Raw genomic sequence first — 20,917 nt, forward strand, 5'->3', positions numbered from 1 at the left:
TCCATTCCGTTCATCGAATCGAGGACACCCCATGCGCTTCCCGTATTCCGTTTCCCGTCTCGCCGTCGCAGCGGCCGCGATTGCCGTGCTGGGCGCCGCCGGCTGCTCGAAGCAACAGGATGCGAACGCATCGACATCCGCGCCCGCATCGTCCGCGGCGGCGCACGCATCGAAGCTCGGCGACCTGTCGCAGTTCCGCGCGATCGCCGCCGACGTCGACACGCTCGTCGGCAAGGGCGACCTCGCCGGCGCGAAGGCACGCATCAAGGATCTCGAGATCGCGTGGGATGCGGCCGAGGCCGGCCTCAAGCCGCGCGCGGCCGCCGACTGGCACGTCGTCGACCAGGAGATCGACCGCGCGCTGTCCGCGCTGCGCGCCGACCATCCGACCCAGGCCGATTCGGCCGCCGCGATGAAGAGCCTGCTCGCGACCTTCGACCGGTTCGACGGCAAATAAGCGTTGCGCCGGGCGCGCGCGGCACGTGACGCGCGCCCGGGAATCGCATACGCTGGCGGCGATTGCCCGGCCCGGAGAACACGCATGCGAATACTGCTCGTCGAAGACGACTCGATGATCGGCGAGGCAGTCCATGCCGCGCTGAAGGACGCGTCGTACGCCACCGACTGGGTCACCGACGGTGCGCACGCGTTGACCGCGTTCGCGGCGCAGCCCTACGACCTTGTCCTGCTCGATCTGGGCCTGCCCGGCCGCGACGGGCTCGACGTGCTGGCCGGCATTCGCGCGAGGGACGCCAGCGCGCCGCTGCTGATCGTCACGGCGCGCGACGGTCTCGACGACCGCCTGCGCGGCCTCGACGGCGGTGCCGACGATTACATCGTGAAGCCGTTCGAGATGGCCGAGCTGCTCGCGCGGATTCGCGTCGCGATCCGGCGCCGGGCCGGCTCGGCCGCGCCGCTGCTGAGCAACGGGATCGTGTCGCTCGACCCGGCAACGCGCGAAGCCGCCGTCGAAGGGCAAGCGCCGGTCCCGCTGTCGAATCGCGAGTTCTCACTGCTGCGCGCACTGCTGGTGCGCCCCGGCGCGATCCTGTCGCGCCGCGAGCTCGAGGATCGCCTGTACGGCTGGGGCGAGGAAGTCGAAAGCAATGCGGTCGAATTCCTGATCCATTCGCTGCGCCGCAAGCTCGGCAGCACCGTGATCAAGAACGTCAGGGGTGCGGGATGGATGGTTTCAAGAAGCGTCTGAGCGAGTCGATCGGGTTCCGCCTGTCGGTCGCGCTGTCGGCCGCGATCCTGGTCGTCGCGACGGCCGCGGCCGCGTTCGCGTTTTCGTCGGCGTTCGACGAGGCGCACGAACTGCAGGACGACGTGCTGCGCGAGGTCGCGACGCTGCTCGACCGTGCGCGCGCGCCTTCACCCCATGCCACCGGTGCCGGGCCCACGCGAGAAAGCGACGAGCTGTCGCGCGTGATCGTGCAGCCGCTCGGCGGCGCGTCGCAGCCGGCCGCCGACGGCACGCCGCGACTTGCATTGCCGCCGACGCTCGCCGACGGGCTGCATACGGTCGATGCCGGCGGCAACGCGTATCGCGTGATGGTCCATACGCTCGCGAACGGCGAGCGCATCGCGGTCGCGCAGGAGGCCGGCATGCGCGACGACGTCGCACGCGAAAGCGCGTGGCGCACCGCGCTGCCGCTGCTGATCCTGGTGCCGATCCTGCTGCTGCTCGTCGCCGATCTCGTGCGCAAGCTGTTCCGCCCGGTGGCCGTGCTGTCCGCCGGCATCGACGCGCGCGACGAACACGACCTGCGCCCGGTGCCGGCCGACCACGTACCGGTCGAGGTGCGGCCGTTCGTCGTCGCGATCAACCGGATGCTCGCGCGCGTCGCGCAATCGGTCGACGCGCAGCGCCGCTTCGTCGCCGACGCCGCGCACGAGCTGCGCTCGCCGCTCACGGCGATGTCGCTGCAGGCCGAGCGCCTGGCCGACACCGAACTGCCGGACGATGCGCGCGCGCGGCTTGCCGCGCTGCGCGGCGGGCTCGACCGCAGCCGCCACCTGATCGGCCAGCTCCTCGCACTCGCGCGTGCGCAAAGCGCGCCGGCCGCGCCGCCCGGCACCGTGTCGGTACACGCAACCTATCGCCGCGTGCTGGAAGACCTGATGCCGCTCGCGGACGCGAAGACGATCGACATCGGCGTCGACGACGGCCCGGACACCCGCGTGCCCGTCGACGAACTCGAACTCACGTCGCTGGTCATGAATCTGGTCGACAACGCGATCCGCTACACGCCGACCGGCGGACGCGTGGACCTGTCGACACAACGGACGGACACACACGTGTGCGTGACGATCGCAGACACCGGGCCCGGCATTGCGCCGCAAGAACGCGCGCGTGTGTTCGATCCGTTCTACCGGGTGCCCGGCAACGCGCAGATCGGCTCCGGGCTCGGCCTGTCGATCGTGAAGATCCTCGCGGACCGGATGAGTGCCGACATCGCACTGGCGTATGCGGATGAACGGGCATCGCGCGGGCTGCGCGTCTCGGTGCGGATTCCGCTCGTGCGGCCGTCCGGCGCGGCGCAGCCCGACAACCACGCGGATGCGCCGGCGCAAGACGCGCGACGCGACGGTCGCCGGACGTGAGCGTCAGCCACCGATCGTGCCGCGATCGATCTTGCGCGACAGGATGATCGACGTGGTCGTGCGTTCGACGCCTTCGAGCGTACCGATCTGGTCGAGCAGGTCGTTGAGCCGTTCGGGCGAATCGGCGCGCAGCCACGCGACGTAGTCGTACTCGCCGCTCACCGCGCACAGCAACTGCACTTCGGGCATCCGGTCGAGCTTGCGCAACACGTCCTTGCCGAACTTCGGCGTGAGGATGATGCCGACATACGCGTAAATGCTCGCGTCGAGCACGTCCTGCCCGAGCCGGACGCTGTAGCCGGCGATCACGTTGGTGCGTTCGAGCCGCGCGATGCGTGCGACGACCGTCGTGCGCGCGACGTCGAGCTGGCGCGCGAGATCCGCGACGCTTGCCCGTGCATCGGCTTGCAGCAGTGCGACGAGTTGCCGGTCGAGATCGTCGAGTTGATCGAGGCGGGGTGGACGCATGAGGCTGGGCCGGCGTGCGACGCGCCGGCTAAGTGGACGGTGACGCGATGATAGCGCCGAACGCCGGTACGCCCAAACGGCATCGTACGACTGCGCAATCGCGCGCTGTCATGCGGTCACGCCGCCTTGTCGGTGCGCGACGTCCGCATCCGGATCGCACTTCCGGTTTGTTTGCCGCGTCCGTCGCCGGTACGTGTCGGACCATCGCGAGCCCCGTCCCAAGCTGCCATGTCCCTTTCAATTTCGATTCGTTTCGGATGTAAGCAAGTGTCGCATTCACTGCCGCGCCGCACGCAACGTGCTACTAATGGTGTGCGACGCGAGCGGCGCGCTTGCGGCAGTGGCCGCCGCGCCCGTTCGCAAGACACCACCCCGGAGAGCCAATCATGAAGAAAATCTCGCTCACCCTCGCTACGCTCGCCGTTGCAGCCAGCGCGTTCGCGCAAACGCCGACGCAGCCGCCGGCGCCCGCTCCGTCAATGGCGGCTGCGGCGTCGGCCCCGAGCGCCGAACAGCGCGCGGCGCGCCACGAAGCGCGCATCGAGCAGCGCATCAAGTACCTGCACGATCAACTGAAGATCACGTCGGCGCAGGAACCGCAATGGAAGACGTTCGCCGACACGATGCGTGAAAATGGCGACACGATGGGCCGCCTCTATCGCATGCGGATGGAAAGCCAGAACGTGTCCGCGGTCGACGACATGAAGCAGTACGCGGAACTCGCGCAGGCGAACGCGGACGGCGCGAAGAAGCTCGCCGACGCATTCGCGCCGCTCTACCAGAGCTTCCCGGCCGACCAGAAGGCACTCGCCGACACGACGTTCCGTAGCTGGCTGCATCACGGCGGCGAACACCGCGGCAAGGGCAAGGCCCGGAGCAAGGAAGGCAAGGCAGCCGCCGCGCCGGCCGCCAGCGCGCCCGCACAACCCTGACGTCCGCCTGCCGGCGCCACGGTGCCCGTCCGGGGCGAACGGCGTCGCGCATCCCGCAGGAATTCGGTGCGCCACACGGCGCGCCGGATTCGGGATAAGCTCCCGGCTTTTCCCGCACTTCCCCCCGCCATGCTCGAACTCAAGCACATCGATCTGCGTACCGACCCGCAGGCCCGTCGCGTCGTGAAGGACGAAACCGTCACGGTCGCCTTCGCGGAGGCCGACGGCGAACTGATGAGCCTCGAAGGCCCGAACCGCTATATCGCGGGCGACGCGCTGATCACCGGCTCGACCGGCGACCGCTGGGTCGTGTCGCGCGCACGCTTCGACGCGAAGTACCTGCCCGCCGATCCGGCGCTCGCGCACGGTGCGCCGGGCGCCTACCGGAACCGTCCGGCCGTCGTGCTCGCCCGCCGGATGGACGAACCGTTCACGATCGCCCGCTCGGAAAACGGCGACACGCTGCGCGGCATCGCCGGCGACTGGGTCATGCAGTATGCGCCCGGCGACTACGGCGTCGTCCAGGCGCAGCGTTTCGCGCAGGTCTACCGCGACGCGTAACGCGTAGCGCGCGACGCCGGCATCGCGCCGGCGCGCTCGCTCACGTCAAGGGTCAGGCAAAGTCTTCGTCGAGTTCGAGTTCCGCGTCGCGCTCGACGGCCTCGCCGGCCGCGTGCCGCTCCTCGAGCGAGCCCAGCATCGCTTCCGTGTACGCATGCAGCACCGCATGGCTGCGGGCGCGCTGCATCGGCCTGAGCGCCAGATAGCGCGCCAGCGCGGCCGGCACGATGCGGATGTCGAGCGTCATCCGTTTCGGCGTCGAACCGAAACGCATCGCCAGCCACTGCACTGACAGGAAGCGTCCGCGTTCGTCGCTGCTTTCGACAAAGCGCGTCTGTTCCGGAAAGAGATCGCAGATCACGCGCGCGAGCGCGTCGAATTCGGCGCTCCGGCATTCGATCAGATAGTCGTCCATTCCGCCCCTCCCGTCAGGCCGCCGCACGCGGCGACCGGCACGTCTTCGCCAGCACGGCCACCAGGATCGCGGCCAGCACGAAATACGCGGCCTCGAGCGATCCGGCCGGCAGCACGCGCACCTGATACAGCAGCGCCGGCGCGACCGCCAGCGCATGCAGCACGATCGCGAGCGGCAGCACGCCCGCGCGGCCGGCGCGCACGCCGCGCCAGACCAGCACCGACAGCGCGAGTTGCACCACGAACGCCGAGCAACGCTCGAGCAGCAACAGCAGGATCGACTGTGCCGACAGCGTCGCCAGCATCACGTGCAGCCGCACGACGGTATCGCCCGGCAGGTCCGCGAGCTGCGTCTCGAGCTGGCCGCGGCTCGCGAGCCACGCAAGATACGACCACTGGCCCCATATGAGCACGCCGACGAACCAGGCTTCGGCACCGGCATGGCCGATCCCGTAGCCGATGCCGCGCCCGTCGCCGGCCGATGCGCCGTAGCGGCGGTTCAGGAACCGGATCCCGAGATAGCGGCCGACTTCCTCAAACACGGCAGTCGCGAGCGCACTGTACGCGACGAACGCGAGCGGCTGCGTGAGCCAGCCGCCGGCGGGCGTCTGGCTCAGCACGAGGCCATGGAATGCGCGTTCGACGATCATCGCGAACAGCGTGAAGACGGCGACACCGACGATCGTGTCGCGGCGGTCGAGCGAAAGTGGCTTGCGCAGAATACGGAAGAGAACGAACGGCAGTAGCGCGATGATCAGCGTGGCGGCGATCAGCACCGCCAGCGTGACGGGAGCGACAGTCATGAATTTCCTTGTTCGGGGCAGCGCACCTGACGCGCGGCGTGCCCCGAATGATACTCAGCTTGCGGTCGACGCGCGCGCAATCAGCTCGCCCGGCAGCAACGCGACGCGCACGTCGCCGGCCGCGCCGTCGATGCGCTCGTGCACGAATTCGACCGCCTTGTAGCCGATCTCGTAGGTCGGCTGGCGAATCGTCGTGATGCCGATCAGTTCGGCCCATTCCGGATCGTCGATCGACAGCAGCGCGGCCTTTTCCTGCCACGCCGCGCCGAAACGCGCGCGCAGATGGCGCGCGATCGCGAGCGCGACCGGCGCGTTGGCGGCGAACAGCGCCGCACGCACGCCGCGCCGCACCGCGTCGTCGATGCGCGCGTCGAGGTCGGCAAGCGCCGCCGCAGCCGCGGCGGGCTCGTTCAGGTCGAGCACGACCGTCGGCGGCACCGGCAGCCCGCGCGCGTCGAGCGCCGCGCGAAACGCGGCCTCGCGCAGGCGCCGCGAGCTGACACGCTCGAACGGCTGCACGACGAAATGGATCGCATCGAAGCCGCGCGCGACCAGGTGCGCGATCGCCATCTCGATCGCATCGGTATTGTCGAGCCCGATCAGGTCGGCCTCGAAGCCCTCGACCGTCCGGTCGACGAGCACCGCCGGAATGCCGGCGCCGCGCAGCGGGCGCAGCACGTCTTCCTCCGCGCCGAGCGCGTTGACGATCAGCCCTTCGACCCGGTAGGTCGTCAGCAGCTGCAGGAAGCGCCGCTCCATCTCGACCTCGTTGGCCGCGTGACAGATGAGCGGCATGTAGCCGAGCGCGTGGCACGCGGCCTCGACGCCCTGCAGCACTTCGACGGTATACGGATTGGTCAGGTCGGCCGCGAGCATGCCGAGCAGCCGGTTGCGGCCGCGCTTCAGCCCGCGCGCCATCTGGTTCGGCCGGTAGTTGAGGCGCGCGATCGCCGTCTCGATCCGCTGGCGCAGATCGGCGGACAGCACGTGCGTCTCGCCGTTCAGATAGCGCGAAACGCTGGTCTTGCCCGTGCCGGCTTCGCGTGCGACGTCGCTGATCGTCGCCGGACGCTGCGTGGAAGGTTGCGAATCGCTCAAGTCGTGCCTCGCGACGTACGATCCGCGCCGCTTCGTGTGCGGACGGACCTTTGTTGTTGGATACGAAAGCCACCCGGCGGACGCCGCCGCTCCCCTGCTTCGCGGTCGATCGAAGCCGGCGCGTTCGCGCCTGCTCCGGTCGCCTGAAACGCACGGCGATCGGCCGCACCGGACCTGGCACGGATGCCCGCCGCCGAACGCCACCGGCCGCGTGGCCGGGTCGTCGATGCGACGAGCGGGCGATCATAACGCAGCCTGCCCTCCGGTACCAAGACCATCGCCTCTAACCCAGCCGGCGGCCCCGCCGGCTGACCGGCCCCGCTCAGGTGCGCGCGAGCGCGTCGGGATTGACGAGGTTCGTGCGCAGCGTCCCGGCCAGCGCGCCGACCAGGTTTTCCGCGGCGCAGCGCGCCATCGCATGGCGCGTCTCGTGCGTCGCCGAGCCGATATGCGGCAGCGCGACGACATTGCTCATCCGCAGCAGCGGCGAATCCGCCGGCAACGGCTCCTTCTCGAACACGTCGAGCCCCGCGCCGCGGATCGTGCCCGCGCGCAGCGCGTCGACCAGTGCGGCCTCGTCGACCACCTGCCCGCGCGATGCGTTGATCAGGATCGCGCCGCGCTTCATCTTCGCGAATTCGGCCGCGCCGATCAGGTGACGCGTTTCCGGCGACAACGGCACTTGCAGGCACACGAAATCCGACTGCGCGAGCAGTTCGTCGAGCGTCACGCGGCGGGCGCCGTACTGCGTCTCGGCTTCGGCGTGCGCGGAACGGTTCGTGTACAGCACCTGCATCCGGAAGCCGAGCGCCGCGCGGCGCGCGACCGCGCCGCCGATCCGCCCGAGCCCGACGATGCCGAGCGTCTTGCCCTGCACGTCGGTGCCGTACAGATCGGGGCCGATGCTGCGTTGCCAGTGGCCGGCCTTCACCCATTCCGCCAGTTCGACCACGCGCCGCGCGGACGCGAGGATCAGCGAGAACACGGTATCGGCGGTCGATTCCGTCAGCACGTCGGGCGTATGCGCGAGCACGATGCCACGCCGAGTGAGATCCGCGACGTCGAAGTTGTCGTAGCCGACCGAGATCGTCGACCAGGCCTTCAGCCGCGGTGCGCGATCGAGCATCTGCGGCGTGACCTTCAGGCTCGCGCCGATCGCGCCGTCCGCGTCGCCGAGGGCATCGGCGAGCGCGTCGGCGCCGTCGGCCTGCACGACTTCCGCATGCTCGCGCAGGTACGCGAGCACGTCATCGGGTAGCGGCTTGTACGCGACGATACGAGGCTTCATCGTTTTCATTTTCCTTGCAGCGGCGTCGCGAGCGGGTGCGCATCGCGCGCCTGGGGTTTGACGGACAGCGTGAGGATCACCGCGGCCACGAGCGCGGCGCTCATGAACGCATACGATGCGACGGGCGACCCGGTCGCCCCGTTCAGGTAGCCGACGAAATACGAGCCGACGAACGAGCCGAGCGCGCCCATGCTGTTGATCAGCGCCATTGCGCCGCCGGCGACGTTCTTCGGCAGCAGTTCCGGGACGATCGCGAAAAACGGGCCGTACGGCGCGTACATCGCGGCGCCCGCGACGACCAGCAGCGCATACGAGATCCAGAAATGCGACGAGCCGAGCGCATACGACGCGGCGAACGCGGCCGCGCCGACCAGCAGGAACGGCCACACGAAGCCGCGGCGCGAACCGACCTTGTCGGACGCCCACGACGCGACCAGCATCGCGATCGTCGCCGCGAGGTACGGCAGCGCCGACAGCCATCCGGTCGCGACCATGCCGAGCTCGGAGCCGTTCTTGACGATCGACGGCAGCCACAGCACGAAGCCGTACACGCCGATGCTCCAGCAGAAGTATTGCGCGCACAGCTTGATCACCGCTGGCGAACGGAACGCCTCGCCGTAGTTGCGCACGGGCTTGATCGCTGCCTGTTCGGCCGCGAGCGCGGCATCGAGGTCGCTCTTTTCCTGCGCGTTGAGCCACGGCGAATCGGCTGGCTTGTCCTGCACGAGGAACCACCAGCACACGGCCCAGATGATGGCCGGCACGCCTTCGGCTATGAACATGTGGCGCCAGCCGAATTCGTGCACGAGATAGCCTGACACGATCGACATCCACAGCACGGTGACCGGATTGCCGAGGATCAGGAACGTGTTCGCACGCGAGCGTTCGTTCTTCGTGAACCAGTTGCTGATGTAGATGAGCATCGCCGGCATCACGGCCGCTTCGACCACGCCGAGCATGAAGCGGATTGCCATCAGCGACGGGATGTTGGTGACGACGCCCGTGAGCGCGGCGCACGCGCCCCACAGGACGAGGCTGGCGAACACGAGCTTCTTGACGCTGCGGCGCTCCGCATAGATTGCGCCCGGAATCTGGAAGAAGAAGTAGCCGAGGAAGAACAGCGCGCCGATCAGCGACGACAGGCCCTTGCTGATCCCGAGGTCCTGGTTGATGCCGGCCGCTGCCGCGAACCCGTAGTTTGCGCGGTCGAGATAAGCGAGGCTGTAGGTGATGAAGACGATCGGCATGATCGTCCACCAGCGTCGTGCTGCGAGATTGGCTGCCATCAGTGTGTCTCCTGTGTCGACGGGAGTTGGCGCTTTAGCGCCTACTCCCGTCCCATGCCGCTGTTGGCAGGAGTTAGCGCTTCAGCGCTTACTCCTCCCCTGCGGCGGTCGACGGGAGTTGGCGCTTTAGCGCCTACTCCCGTCCCATGCCGCTGTTGGCAGGAGTTGGCGCTTCAGCGCTTACTCCTGCCCTGCGGCGGTCGACGGAAGTTCGCGCTTTAGCGCCTACTCCCGTCCCATGCCGCTGTTGGCAAGAGTTGGCGCTTCAGCGCTTACTCCTGCCCTGCGGCGGTCGACGGGCGCTGGCGCTTTAGCGCCCACTCCCGTCCCGTCCTTTCGGGAATCGACCGGTGTCGGCGCATCGGCGCCTGCTCCGGCCTCATGCAAAACCGTGCACGAAGCACGAAATGGGTCCGCGGATTGTGCCGTGTCCGGCCTCTCATTGCGCGGTGACGCTTTCCTCTAAGCGATCGGCGCGATTGCTGACGTTTTCGAGCCGATCGAGTGCCTCGCGGGTCGGCAAGCCTTCCGAATCGCCGATCACCTGGATCGCGAGCGCTCCGATGCGGTTGCCGCGCGCGACCGCGTGCTCGACGGACCGGCCTTCCAGCAGCGCGCTGACCACGCCGACCGCGAAGCCGTCGCCGGCGCCGACCGTGTCGACCACGTTCGCGACGCGCTCGCCCGCGACCACGCCCTCGCGGCCGTCGGCCGTGCGGAAGTACGCACCCTCGGCGCCCAGCTTGATCACTACGCCGCGCGCACCCTGTGCCAGGTAGAAGCCCGCGATATCGGCCGGCGTGTCGTGCCCGGTGAGCTGCTGCCCTTCGGCGAGGCCCGGCAGCACCCAGTCGGCGAGCGTCGCGAGCGCGTTCAGCGTCTTCGCCATCACGTCGGCGGACGGCCACAGCGTCGGGCGCAGGTTCGGATCGAACGAGATCGTCTTGCCGGCCGCACGCATCTCGCGCGCCAGCTGGAAAGCGAGTTCGCAGGACGTCGCGGAGATCGCCGGCGCGACGCCCGTCAAGTGCAGGTGACGCGCGCCGAGTACGTAGTCGGCCACGTAGTCGTCGCACGACAGGTGGCTCGCGGCCGAGCCCTTGCGGAAATATTCGACGGTCGGGTCGCTGCCGTCGTCATTGCGCGACTTCAGCTGAAAACCGGTCGGATAGCGCGGATCGACGGTCACGCACGATGCGTCGATGCCTTCGCGCGCAAGCGTGTCGAGCACATAACCGCCGAACGAATCACGGCCCACCCGGCTCATCCAGCCGACCCGGAAGCCAAGCCGCGACAGGCCGATCGCGACGTTCAGGTCCGCGCCCGCGATCCGCTTCGTGAATTGCGCCGCGTGCGCGAGGTGGCCGGGTTCGGCGGCGACGAACATCGCCATCGCTTCACCGTAGGTCACGACATCGAGTACTGCCTTCATGAATGAATTCCTCCGTATCCTTCCTGCGTCACGCGGCGGCGAGCCACGCCACGCGCCGGCCGGCATCGCCCGCCAGGTCATTGGCATCGAATGGGAATTCGATGCCGCGCGGCGCCGCTTGCGGCAGGGCCGCGAGCACGCCCGTGACGAGCGTGTCGCCCGGCGCCGGCGCCACCGCGAAACGGCGTGCGCCCTCGCCAGCGACAGCCTTGCAATGAATGTATTCCACATGCGGCGCGAGCGCGTGCGCGCACGCGAGCGGCGCTTCGCCCGGCCACTGCCAGTTGCCGATATCGAACGTCATGCCGAGCGCATCGGGCATGCCCGCTTCGGTCAAAGCGGCGAACAGCCCGCTGAATTGAGCGAGCGTGCCACCCACCGGCAGTTGGCCGTTCTCGACCACCACGCGGGCACGCGCGCCGCGCGACAGCGCGACGATCTCGGACGCATGCGCGTCGCCGGCGAAACCGCCGAGCTGGAACTTGACGAAGCGCGCCCCGAGCGCGTCGGCTTCCATGAGCGTGTCGCGCAATGCGTCGGCATCGAGCGCCCCGGTTTCCGTGTACAACGTGGCCGGCGTCGAATAGACCGACCAGAGCCCGTGCGTGGCGAGTGCCGTGCCGAGCGCGGCCAGCGCGCCGGGCGTCGCATCGTCGTCCGATACGAACAGCTCGCGCCGTACCTCGAAGCCGGTCGCCCCGGATGCGGCCGCGGTCGCGATGAATGCACGGTGGCCCTCCTGACGCACGCGGTCCATCCCGAATGCGCTCGCCACGATCACGATGTCTGCCATTTCTGCCCTTTTTTCACTTGAATGGAACCGGTTCCATTTGCTTGAGACGGATGGTGCGCTTCGCGTCCGGTGCACGCCATAGAGGAAATCCCTAGGACGGGCCGCCGCCCGCCTGGGCATGCGCATCCGGCGTTCCGGGACCCGCGTCGGCGCCTATTTCTCGTCGTGCGTGATGCACATGTCGAGGAACTGGGCAGCCACGCGCGACGGCGCGGCGCCGTGCGGCACGAGGATCGAGAAATGGCGCGTGAGCGGCGCGGGAGCCAGCGAGCGCGGCACGAGCGCCGCGTCCTCGTGGCGCAGCGACATCGCGGAGACGAATCCGACGCCCATCCCCGCGCGCACGGCCTCCTTCACGGCCTCGACGCCCGCAATCTCGAACGCGACGCGCATCGGCGCGCCGCCATGCGCGAACGCGCGTTCGACGAGCTGGCGCACGCCGGAACCCTCCTCGCGCAACACGAGCGGATGCGCGGCGAGTGCGTCGAGCGTGACGCCGGCTTCGTACTCCGGCGCGGCGAGCGGATGTCCGGCCGGCACGACCGCGACGATCTCGTCCTCGTGCCACGCATGCACGGCGGTGCCGGGCGGCAGCGCCTCGCCGGGCGGCCCTTCGATCATCGCGACGTCGAGCGACGCCAGCGCCGCAACCACGTCGGCCGTATTGCCGCTCATCGTGTGAATCGCCACCCGCGGCACGCGCGGCTGGAACGCCGCGATCAGGTACGGCAGCAGGTAGCTGGCGGGCGTCGTGCTCGCGCCGATCCGCAGCGTGCCGGCCTCGAGCCCGCGCACGGCGTCGCGAAACGCGCGCGCCTGCGCGAACGTGTCGCGCTGCGCCTTGGCATACTGCGCGAGCTGCTCGCCGACCGGCGTCAGGCGGATGCCGCGGCCCTCGCGCTGGTACAGCGGCTCGCCGAACTCGTCCTGCAGCAGGCGCAGCTGGCCCGACACGGCCGGCTGCGACAGATGCAGCGCCAGCGCAGCGCGGCTGATGTTCAGGTGTTCGGCGACGGCCGCGAACGTTATCAGTTGATCCGGGGTCATGGGAATTAATTATCGGCTTTCCGGATAGTTTACGTCACAAATCACAATTTCTCATATCGATATAACCAATTTAGGATTAGGCCATCGCAACCTGTTTCATCACGGTGCCCCATGTCCACTGCTCCGACTCCCCATCTCAACCACGCCGCTCCGTCGACGCGCGGCCAGTTGAACGGCGTTCTGTTCGTCGCGCTGTTCGCCGCCGCCGTCACCAGCCTGTCGCAACTTCCGGCGATCGCCGGGCTCGGCCTGTCACCGCTGATCGTCGGCATCGTCGCAGGCGCGCTGTACGGCAACGCCCTGCGTGACGGCATGCCCGCGAGCTGGGCGGCCGGCGTCAACTTTTCAGCGCGCAAGCTGCTGCGCATCGCGGTCGCGTTCTTCGGCCTGCGCGTGAGCCTGCAGGAGATCGCGCAGGTCGGCCTGCCGGGCCTGACGGTGTCGGTGCTGGTCGTCGTGAGCACGCTCGCGATCGGCACCTGGGTCGGCATGAAGGTGATGAAGCTCGATCGCGACGCGGCGCTCCTGACCGCCGCCGGCAGCGCGATCTGCGGCGCGGCCGCCGTGCTCGCGTTCGAGTCGACGCTGCAGTCGAAGCCGCATCAGAGCGCGATGGCCGTGGGCAGCGTGGTGCTGTTCGGCACGCTGTCGATGTTCCTCTACCCGCTCGCATATCACGCCGGCCTGCTCAATCTCGACCCGACCGGCCTCGGCCTGTTCTTCGGCGGCACGATCCACGAGGTCGCGCAGGTGGTCGGCGCGGCGAGCGACATCAGCCCGCAGGTCGCGCACGTCGCGACGATCGTGAAGATGACCCGCGTGATGCTGCTGGTGCCGGTGCTGCTCACGCTCGGCTGGTGGCTCGCCCGCTCCGCACGCTCGGCCGGTGCGCGCGCCGACGGCGCGCAAGGCAAGCGCAAGGTGGCGGTGCCGTGGTTCGCGCTCGGCTTCCTCGGCTTCGTGATCGTCAATTCGCTGAACGTACTGCCCGCCGACGTCACGCACACGCTGAACGTGCTCGACACCTTCGCGCTGACGATGGCGATGACCGCGCTCGGCATCGAGACCCGCGTCTCGCAGATCCGCGAGGCCGGCCCGCGGGCCCTGACCACCGGCCTGATCCTGTACGTCTGGCTGATCGCCGGCGGCTACGGGATCACCTGGGCCGTGCAGCACTGGCTTGGCTGAGCCGCGCATCCGTGCCGCGACACGCGCCGCGCCCGACGGGAAGGTCCCGCGGGCGCGGCGCAGTGCTATGCTTCGCGTCGTTTTCCTTCGTCCTCTTCATCACCCTCTTTCAGCCGTGCTCTCGTTCCTGCTGAAGCTGCGCACTCGCGCCCAGACGCTGTTCCGCCTGTCGGACGCCCATACGATGCTGATCTGGTCGGCCATCGTCGGCGTCGGCGGCGCCTTCGCCACCATCGCGTTTCGCGAAGGCATCGACCTGATGCAGCGCCTGATCTCCGGACACAGCGGCAGCTTCGTGCAGATGGCGAGAAGCCTGCCGTGGTACGTGCGGTTCTGGATGCCGGCCGCGGGCGGCTTCCTGGCCGGCTGCGTGCTGCTGCTCGCGACGCGCGGCGTCCGGAAATCCGGCAACACCGACTACATGGAAGCCGTCGCGCTCGGCGACGGCGTCGTGCCGGTGCGGCAGAGCCTGTGGCGCAGCGTGTCGTCGCTGCTGACGATCGGCAGCGGCGGCTCGATCGGCCGCGAAGGCCCGATGGTGCAGCTCGCGGCGCTCACCGCGTCGCTGGTCGGCCGCTTCGTGCACTTCGACCCGCCGCGCCTGCGGCTGCTCGTCGCGTGCGGCGCGGCAGCCGGCATCACGTCCGCGTACAACGCGCCGATCGCCGGCGCGTTCTTCGTGTCCGAAATCGTGCTGGGCACGATCGCGATGGAGAGCTTCGGGCCGATGGTCGTCGCATCCGTCGTCGCGAACATCGTGATGCGGGAATTCGCCGGCTACCGGCCGCCATACGAGATGCCGGTGTTTCCGGCCGTGACGGGCCCCGAGGTGCTGCTGTTCGTCGTGCTCGGCGCGCTGTGCGGCGTGCTCGCGCCGCAGTTCCTGCACCTGCTCGATGCATCGAAGAACCAGTTCAAGCGGCTGCCCGTGCCACTGCCGGTGCGGCTCGCGCTCGGCGGCCTCGTGGTCGGCGTGATCTCGGTGTGGATTCCGGACGTGTGGGGCAACGGCTATAGCGTCGTGAACCAGATCCTGCATTCGCCGTGGACCTGGCAGGCGCTCGTCGCGGTGCTGGTGTTCAAGGTGATCGCGACCGCCGCGACGGCCGGCTCGGGCGCGGTCGGCGGCGTGTTCACGCCGACGCTGTTCGTCGGGGCCGTGTTCGGCTCGCTGTTCGGGCTCGCGATGAACGCGCTGTGGCCCGGCCACACGTCCGCGTATTTCGCGTATGCGATGGTCGGAATGGGGGCGTTCATGGCCGGCGCCACGCAGGCGCCGCTGATGGCGATCCTGATGATCTTCGAGATGACGCTGAGTTACCAGGTCGTGCTGCCGCTGCTGGTGTCATGCGTGTTCGCGTATTTCGTCGCGCGTGCGACCGGCACGACGTCGATGTACGAGATCACGCTGCGCCACCACCAGGACGCGCAGGAACGGCTGCGGCTGCGCACCACCCAGATGCGCGAGCTGATCCAGCCCGCGCAGACGGTCGTGCCGCTCACCGCGAGCGTTGCCGACATGACGCGCGTGTTTCTCGAGTATCCGGTGAAGTACCTGTACGTGACCGACGACGCCGGGCGCTTCCGCGGCGCGGTCGCATTGAAGGACATCACGTCCGACCTGCTCGACAAGCGCGACACGACCGACAAGACGGCCGCGCACTACGCGCATACGCCGTTTCCGCTGCTCACGCCCGACATGCCGCTCGCGACCGCGCTCGAACGCTTCATGACGTTCCAGGGCGAACGGCTGCCGGTGATTGAAAGCGAGGCCGAGCCGACGCTCGCCGGTGTCGTCTACAAGACATCGCTGCTCGACGCGTATCGGCGAATGACCGGCGAGCGCTGACAGATACGGGGTGCGGCGCGCGATACGGCGCGCCGCATCCTCGCTCGCGGCGCCGTCGGCGCCGACCGACTGCCGGATCGTTCAGTCCGGCGCGCGCCCCAGCACGACCCGTGCGAAGAACCCCGCGAGCACCGATTCGGCCACGTCGCCCGACACGTGCTGCGGATCGGCCGTATAGTACGACTGCACGCCGTCGCACAGGCACATCAGCCCGAACGCGAGCGTCTCGGCCGGCAGCAGCAGCGGCGTACCCGCGCGCTCGGCGAAGCGCTGGATGAATTCGGCCATCTGCAGCCGCTTGCCATGCAGGAACTGGTTGAAGCGCACGCGAAACTTCGCGTCGCGCGCCGCCTGCAGCTTCGCCTCGCCCCACAGCAGCGAATATTCGTCGTCGCGAAACAGCGTGCGGTAGTACGCGAGCGCCATCGACTCCATCTGCTCGCGCGGGCCGCCTACCTCGAAGATCGCCTCGAAATCGGCCCGCACCGAATCATGGTCGCGCTCGAGCAGTTCGAGCAGCAGTTCCGACTTGCTGCGGAAATTCGAATAAAACGCGCCGCGCGTATAGCCGGCCGCCGCCGCGATGTCCTCGACGCTCGCGGCGACATAGCCTTTCTTCAGAAAAATCCGATGCGCGGCATTCAGCAGACGTTCGCGCGTCTGGTCCCTGCTCTGCTCGCGAGTTAAGCGCTGTGGTTTCATGGCGCGCAGTCTAGCACCAACTCCCTTTCGGATTCATCTTTGCATTCAGATACAGGTGTGTATTAGAATCCGCCACAGTTTCCGAACGACCTTGTTCGGCTGTGTTCGTGGGCGCCGGGCCGGCGCCACTCGGGGCAAGCGCCCGCCGCGCTTGCCGGCTTCGTTCTGCTCTCACCTCATCTGGGGGTTTCGTGAATCGCTCCGGTTCCCGCGCCGTGCTGCTGATCGGCACCGCGCTCGTCCTCGCCGCCTGCCACCCGAAGGAAGCCGCGCCGCCGGCGCCGCGCCCGGTCGTCGCGCTGCCTGCGCACGCCGACGGCGCCGCGGCTGCCGCCACGCTGCCCGGCGAGATCCAGCCGCGTTACGCGACGCCGCTATCGTTCCGCATCACGGGCAAGATCGTCGAACGCAAGGTGCGGCTCGGCGATACGGTCAAGGCCGGCCAGGTCGTCGCGCTGCTCGATCCGTCCGACGTCGAGAAGAACGCCGCGAGCGCGCAGGCGCAGCTCGATGCCGCATCGCACAGCCTCGCGTTCGCGAAGCAGCAGCTCGACCGCGATCGCGCGCAAGCGCGCGAGAACCTGATCGCGACCGCGCAGCTCGAACAGACCCAGAACAGCTACACGTCGGCGCTCGCGCAGCGCGACCAGGCGCAGCAGCAACTCGCGCTCGCGAAGAACCAGCTCCGCTATGCGACGCTCGTCGCCGATCACGCGGGCACCATCACCGCCGAACAGGCCGACACCGGCCAGAACGTTTCCGCCGGCCAGGCCGTCTACCAGCTCGCGTGGTCGGGCGACGTCGATGTCGTCAGCGACGTGCCCGAAGCCGCGCTCGCATCGCTCACGCCCGGCCACGCGGCGAGCGTCACGCTGCCGTCGCTGCCGGGCCGGCAGTTCGCCGCGAAGGTTCGCGAAATCGCGCCGGCCGCCGATCCGCAAAGCCGCACTTACCGCGTGAAGCTCACGCTCGCCGCCCCCGATCCGGCCGTGCGCCTCGGAATGACCGCAAACGTCGCGTTCGACGGCGCGCCGGCTGCCGGCAACGCGCCGAGCATCACGCTGCCCGCGACCGCGCTGTTCCACGACGGCCCGCATCCGGCCGTGTGGGTCGTGCGCACGAAGGACGACACGCTCGAACTGCGTCGCGTCGACGTCGCGCGCTTCAACGAACGCACCGTCACCGTGTCGAGCGGGCTGCAGCCTGGCGAGCGCGTCGTGCTGCAAGGCGTGCATACGGTCAGCGCGGGCGAGAAGGTGCGGCCGATCGCACCGCTGCATCCGGAGGACTTCGCGTCATGAGCGGCCCCCGCGAAGAAGGTCGGTTCAACCTGTCGGCATGGGCGCTGCGCCACCAGGCGCTGGTCGTCTACCTGATCGCGCTCGCGACGCTCGCGGGCATCCTCGCGTACACGCGGCTCGCACAATCCGAAGACCCGCCGTTCACGTTCCGCGTGATGGTGATCCGCACGTTCTGGCCCGGCGCGAGCGCGCGGCAGGTTCAGGAACAGGTCACCGACCGGATCGGCCGCAAGCTGCAGGAAACGCCGGCCATCGACTTCCTGCGCAGCTATTCGCGGCCCGGCGAATCGCTGATTTTCTTCACGATGAAGGACTCGGCGCCCGTGAAGGACGTGCCCGAGACCTGGTACCAGATCCGCAAGAAGGTCGGCGACATCGGCTATACGCTGCCGCCAGGCGTACAGGGCCCGTTCTTCAACGACGAGTTCGGCGACGTCTACACCAACATCTGGACGCTCGAAGGCGACGGCTTCACGCCCGCGCAACTCCACGACTATGCGGACCAACTGCGCACGGTGCTGCTGCGCGTGCCGGGCGTCGGCAAGGTCGACTACTTCGGCGACCCCGACCAGCGGATCTTCATCGAGGCCGACAACACGCAGCTCACGCGTCTCGGCATCTCGCCGCAGCAGCTCGGGCAGGCGATCAACGCGCAGAACGACATCTCGTCTGCCGGCGTGCTCACGACCGCCGACGATCGCGTGTTCGTGCGGCCGAGCGGCCAGTTCGACAACGTCGCCGCGATCGCCGACACGCTGATCCGCATCAACGGCCGCACGTTCCGGCTCGGCGATCTCGCCACCGTGAAGCGCGGCTACGACGATCCGCCCGTCACGCAGATGCGCGCGAAAGGCCATGCCGTGCTCGGCATCGGCGTGACGATGCAGCCGGGCGGCGACGTGATCCGGCTCGGCAAGGCGCTCGACGCCCAATCGAAGGACCTGCAGGCGCAACTGCCGGCCGGCCTCAAGCTGACGCTGGTGTCGAGCATGCCGCATGCGGTGGCGCATTCGGTCGACGACTTCCTCGAAGCGGTTGCCGAAGCCGTTGCGATCGTGCTGGTCGTGAGCCTCGTGTCGCTCGGCCTGCGCACCGGGATGGTCGTCGTGATCTCGATCCCGGTCGTGCTCGCGGTGACCGCACTCTTCATGTACCTGTTCGACATCGGGCTGCACAAGGTGTCGCTCGGCACGCTCGTGCTCGCGCTCGGGCTGCTCGTCGACGACGCGATCATCGCCGTCGAGATGATGGCCGTGAAGCTCGAACAGGGCTACAGCCGTGCGCGCGCCGCCGCGTTCGCGTACACGAGCACCGCGTTCCCGATGCTGACCGGCACGCTCGTCACGGTGTCGGGCTTCCTGCCGATCGCGCTCGCGAAATCGAGCACCGGGGAGTACACGCGCTCGATCTTCGAGGTGTCGGCGATCGCGCTGATCGCGTCGTGGTTCGCGGCCGTCGTGCTGATTCCGCTGCTCGGCTATCACCTGCTGCCCGAACGCAAGAAGCACGCGCACGAAGCTCACCTGCCGGACGATCACGAGCACGACATCTACGACACGCGCTTCTACACGCGCTTGCGCGGCTGGATCGACTGGTGCATCGAGCGCCGCTTCGTCGTGCTGCTGATCACCGGCGCGCTCTTCGTCGTCGCGCTGATGGGTTTCTCGCTCGTGCCGCAGCAGTTCTTCCCGAGCTCCGATCGCCCCGAGCTGCTGGTCGACCTGCGGCTGCCCGAGGGTGCGTCGTTCGCGGCGACGCTGCGCGAGACCGAACGCCTCGAAAAGGTGCTCGACAAGCGGCCCGAGATCGACCATTCGGTGAATTTCGTCGGCAGCGGCGCGCCGCGCTTCTACCTGCCGCTCGACCAGCAGCTGCAGTTGCCGAACTTCGCGCAGTTCGTCGTCACCGCGAAATCGGTCAAGGATCGCGAGAAGCTCGCCACCTGGCTCGAAACCACGCTGCGCGACCAGTTCCCGGCCGTGCGCTGGCGCCTGTCGCGGCTCGAGAACGGGCCGCCAGTCGGCTACCCCGTGCAGTTCCGCGTGAGCGGCGACGACATCGCGACAGTACGCTCGATCGCCGAGAAGGTCGCGGCGACGATGCGCGGCGACGCACGCACGGTGAACGTGCAGTTCGACTGGGATGAGCCGGCCGAGCGCTCGGTGCGCTTCGAGCTCGACCAGAAGAAGGCGCGCGAGCTGAACGTCACGTCGCAGGACGTGTCGAGCTTCCTCGCGATGACGCTGTCCGGCACGACCGTCACGCAGTATCGCGAACGCGACAAGCTGATCGCGGTCGACCTGCGTGCACCGCGCCCCGATCGCGTCGATCCCGCGAAGCTCGCGGGCCTGGCGATGCCGACGCCGAACGGCCCCGTGCCGCTCGGCTCGCTCGGCCGCTTCACGCCGACGCTCGAATACGGCGTGGTGTGGGAACGCGATCGCCAGCCGACCATTACCGTGCAATCCGACGTACGCGCCGGCGCGCAAGGCATCGACGTCACGCATGCGATCGACGGCAAGCTGAATGCGTTGCGCGCGCAACTGCCGGTCGGCTACCAGATCAACATCGGCGGATCGGTCGAGGAAAGCGCGAAGGCGCAGGCGTCGATCAACGCGCAGATGCCGCTGATGGCGATCGCCGTGTTCACGTTGCTGATGATCCAGCTGCAGAGCTTCTCGCGCGTGCTGATGGTCGTGCTGACCGCACCGCTCGGGCTGATCGGCGTGGTCGGCACGCTGCTGCTGTTCGGCCAGCCGTTCGGCTTCGTCGCGATGCTGGGCGTGATCGCGATGTTCGGGATCATCATGCGCAACTCGGTGATTCTCGTCGATCAGATCGAGCAGGACATCGCGGCCGGCCACGGACGCTTCGACGCGATCGTCGGTGCGACCGTGCGGCGCTTCCGTCCGATCACGCTCACGGCCGCGGCCGCCGTGCTCGCACTCATTCCGCTGTTGCGCTCGAACTTCTTCGGGCCGATGGCGACCGCGCTGATGGGCGGGATCACGAGCGCGACCGTGCTGACCCTGTTCTACCTGCCCGCGCTGTACGCCGCGTGGTTCCGGGTGAAGCGCGACGAACGCGACCCGCGCGACGGCCCGCCGCCAGGCGGCAACACACCGGCCGCGCCGTCGGGAGCCTGACC

Annotated in this window: 19 protein-coding genes; 9 read left to right on the top strand and 10 right to left on the bottom strand. The window is 68.7% G+C overall.

The features are described from left to right. The first annotated feature begins 31 nt into the window (after positions 1-31). The 3 genes from ACT2FV_RS25340 to ACT2FV_RS25350 all read left to right on the top strand — a co-directional run bounded on the left by ACT2FV_RS25340 (position 32) and on the right by ACT2FV_RS25350 (position 2,607). On the top strand, positions 32-457 hold the full coding sequence (locus ACT2FV_RS25340) for a hypothetical protein (protein ID WP_444505054.1): 426 nt from the start codon (positions 32-34) through the stop codon (positions 455-457). 84 nt (positions 458-541) lie between these two features. Then, positions 542-1,207, top strand: coding sequence for a response regulator (locus tag ACT2FV_RS25345; RefSeq protein ID WP_444505055.1), 666 nt, complete (start codon positions 542-544; stop codon positions 1,205-1,207). After that, positions 1,183-2,607 carry a sensor histidine kinase gene (locus ACT2FV_RS25350; RefSeq protein ID WP_444505056.1) on the top strand — a complete coding sequence of 475 codons (1,425 nt, stop codon included), beginning with the start codon at positions 1,183-1,185 and terminating at the stop codon, positions 2,605-2,607. Before ACT2FV_RS25345 ends, ACT2FV_RS25350 begins: the two co-directional genes overlap by 25 nt. Positions 2,608-2,610: 3 nt before the next feature. Here ACT2FV_RS25350 and ACT2FV_RS25355 read toward each other — a convergent pair whose 3' ends face one another. Beyond that, on the bottom strand, positions 2,611-3,075 hold the full coding sequence (locus ACT2FV_RS25355; protein ID WP_006481526.1) for an Lrp/AsnC family transcriptional regulator: 465 nt from the start codon (positions 3,073-3,075) through the stop codon (positions 2,611-2,613). Between the two features lie 386 nt (positions 3,076-3,461). Here ACT2FV_RS25355 and ACT2FV_RS25360 point away from each other — a divergent pair, with 386 nt between their 5' ends. Further along, positions 3,462-4,007 (top strand): Spy/CpxP family protein refolding chaperone, encoded by a 546-nt coding sequence (locus ACT2FV_RS25360; protein WP_151048876.1) that lies wholly within the window; start codon positions 3,462-3,464, stop codon positions 4,005-4,007. A gap of 129 nt (positions 4,008-4,136) precedes the next feature. Continuing rightward, positions 4,137-4,568, top strand: coding sequence for a PGDYG domain-containing protein (locus ACT2FV_RS25365; RefSeq protein WP_124629430.1), 432 nt, complete (start codon positions 4,137-4,139; stop codon positions 4,566-4,568). A gap of 52 nt (positions 4,569-4,620) precedes the next feature. Here ACT2FV_RS25365 and ACT2FV_RS25370 read toward each other — a convergent pair whose 3' ends face one another. The 8 genes from ACT2FV_RS25370 to ACT2FV_RS25405 form a co-directional block, all read right to left on the bottom strand. Beyond that, positions 4,621-4,983 (bottom strand): DUF3022 domain-containing protein, encoded by a 363-nt coding sequence (locus ACT2FV_RS25370; RefSeq protein WP_059606858.1) that lies wholly within the window; start codon positions 4,981-4,983, stop codon positions 4,621-4,623. Positions 4,984-4,996: 13 nt separating this feature from the next. After that, complete coding sequence (locus ACT2FV_RS25375; RefSeq protein WP_151048875.1) at positions 4,997-5,785, bottom strand: YhfC family intramembrane metalloprotease; 789 nt, start codon at positions 5,783-5,785, stop codon at positions 4,997-4,999. Positions 5,786-5,839: 54 nt separating this feature from the next. Further along, positions 5,840-6,883, bottom strand: coding sequence for a LacI family DNA-binding transcriptional regulator (locus tag ACT2FV_RS25380; RefSeq protein ID WP_059606862.1), 1,044 nt, complete (start codon positions 6,881-6,883; stop codon positions 5,840-5,842). Between the two features lie 322 nt (positions 6,884-7,205). Then, complete coding sequence (locus ACT2FV_RS25385; protein ID WP_444505057.1) at positions 7,206-8,171, bottom strand: 2-hydroxyacid dehydrogenase; 966 nt, start codon at positions 8,169-8,171, stop codon at positions 7,206-7,208. Positions 8,172-8,176: 5 nt separating this feature from the next. Then, positions 8,177-9,457, bottom strand: a complete 1,281-nt coding sequence (locus ACT2FV_RS25390) for an MFS transporter (protein ID WP_059606864.1) — start codon at positions 9,455-9,457, stop codon at positions 8,177-8,179. 439 nt (positions 9,458-9,896) lie between these two features. Beyond that, positions 9,897-10,889 (bottom strand): sugar kinase, encoded by a 993-nt coding sequence (locus tag ACT2FV_RS25395; protein WP_151051655.1) that lies wholly within the window; start codon positions 10,887-10,889, stop codon positions 9,897-9,899. Positions 10,890-10,917: 28 nt separating this feature from the next. Further along, positions 10,918-11,682 (bottom strand): TIM barrel protein, encoded by a 765-nt coding sequence (locus ACT2FV_RS25400; RefSeq protein WP_151051653.1) that lies wholly within the window; start codon positions 11,680-11,682, stop codon positions 10,918-10,920. A 153-nt stretch (positions 11,683-11,835) separates the two neighbouring features. Continuing rightward, positions 11,836-12,729, bottom strand: a complete 894-nt coding sequence (locus ACT2FV_RS25405) for a LysR family transcriptional regulator (protein WP_151051651.1) — start codon at positions 12,727-12,729, stop codon at positions 11,836-11,838. Positions 12,730-12,840: 111 nt separating this feature from the next. On the opposite strand from ACT2FV_RS25405, the gene ACT2FV_RS25410 reads away from it, so the two are divergent. Both ACT2FV_RS25410 and ACT2FV_RS25415 read left to right on the top strand, forming a co-directional pair. Continuing rightward, on the top strand, positions 12,841-13,917 hold the full coding sequence (locus ACT2FV_RS25410; protein WP_124629423.1) for a YeiH family protein: 1,077 nt from the start codon (positions 12,841-12,843) through the stop codon (positions 13,915-13,917). Positions 13,918-14,032: 115 nt separating this feature from the next. After that, positions 14,033-15,766: a ClcB-like voltage-gated chloride channel protein gene (locus tag ACT2FV_RS25415; protein ID WP_203249521.1), complete on the top strand. Its 1,734-nt coding sequence runs from the start codon at positions 14,033-14,035 to the stop codon at positions 15,764-15,766. A gap of 81 nt (positions 15,767-15,847) precedes the next feature. Here ACT2FV_RS25415 and ACT2FV_RS25420 read toward each other — a convergent pair whose 3' ends face one another. Continuing rightward, positions 15,848-16,468: a TetR/AcrR family transcriptional regulator gene (locus tag ACT2FV_RS25420; protein WP_059606875.1), complete on the bottom strand. Its 621-nt coding sequence runs from the start codon at positions 16,466-16,468 to the stop codon at positions 15,848-15,850. 191 nt (positions 16,469-16,659) lie between these two features. Between ACT2FV_RS25420 and ACT2FV_RS25425 the strand changes: the two genes are divergently transcribed. Then, complete coding sequence (locus ACT2FV_RS25425; protein WP_174919801.1) at positions 16,660-17,769, top strand: efflux RND transporter periplasmic adaptor subunit; 1,110 nt, start codon at positions 16,660-16,662, stop codon at positions 17,767-17,769. Next, on the top strand, positions 17,766-20,915 hold the full coding sequence (locus ACT2FV_RS25430; RefSeq protein WP_444505058.1) for an efflux RND transporter permease subunit: 3,150 nt from the start codon (positions 17,766-17,768) through the stop codon (positions 20,913-20,915). Before ACT2FV_RS25425 ends, ACT2FV_RS25430 begins: the two co-directional genes overlap by 4 nt. Positions 20,916-20,917: the final 2 nt, after the last annotated feature.

Origin of the sequence: Burkholderia sp. PR2 (assembly GCF_052372875.1) — a bacterium.
Lineage (GTDB): Bacteria > Pseudomonadota > Gammaproteobacteria > Burkholderiales > Burkholderiaceae > Burkholderia > Burkholderia diffusa.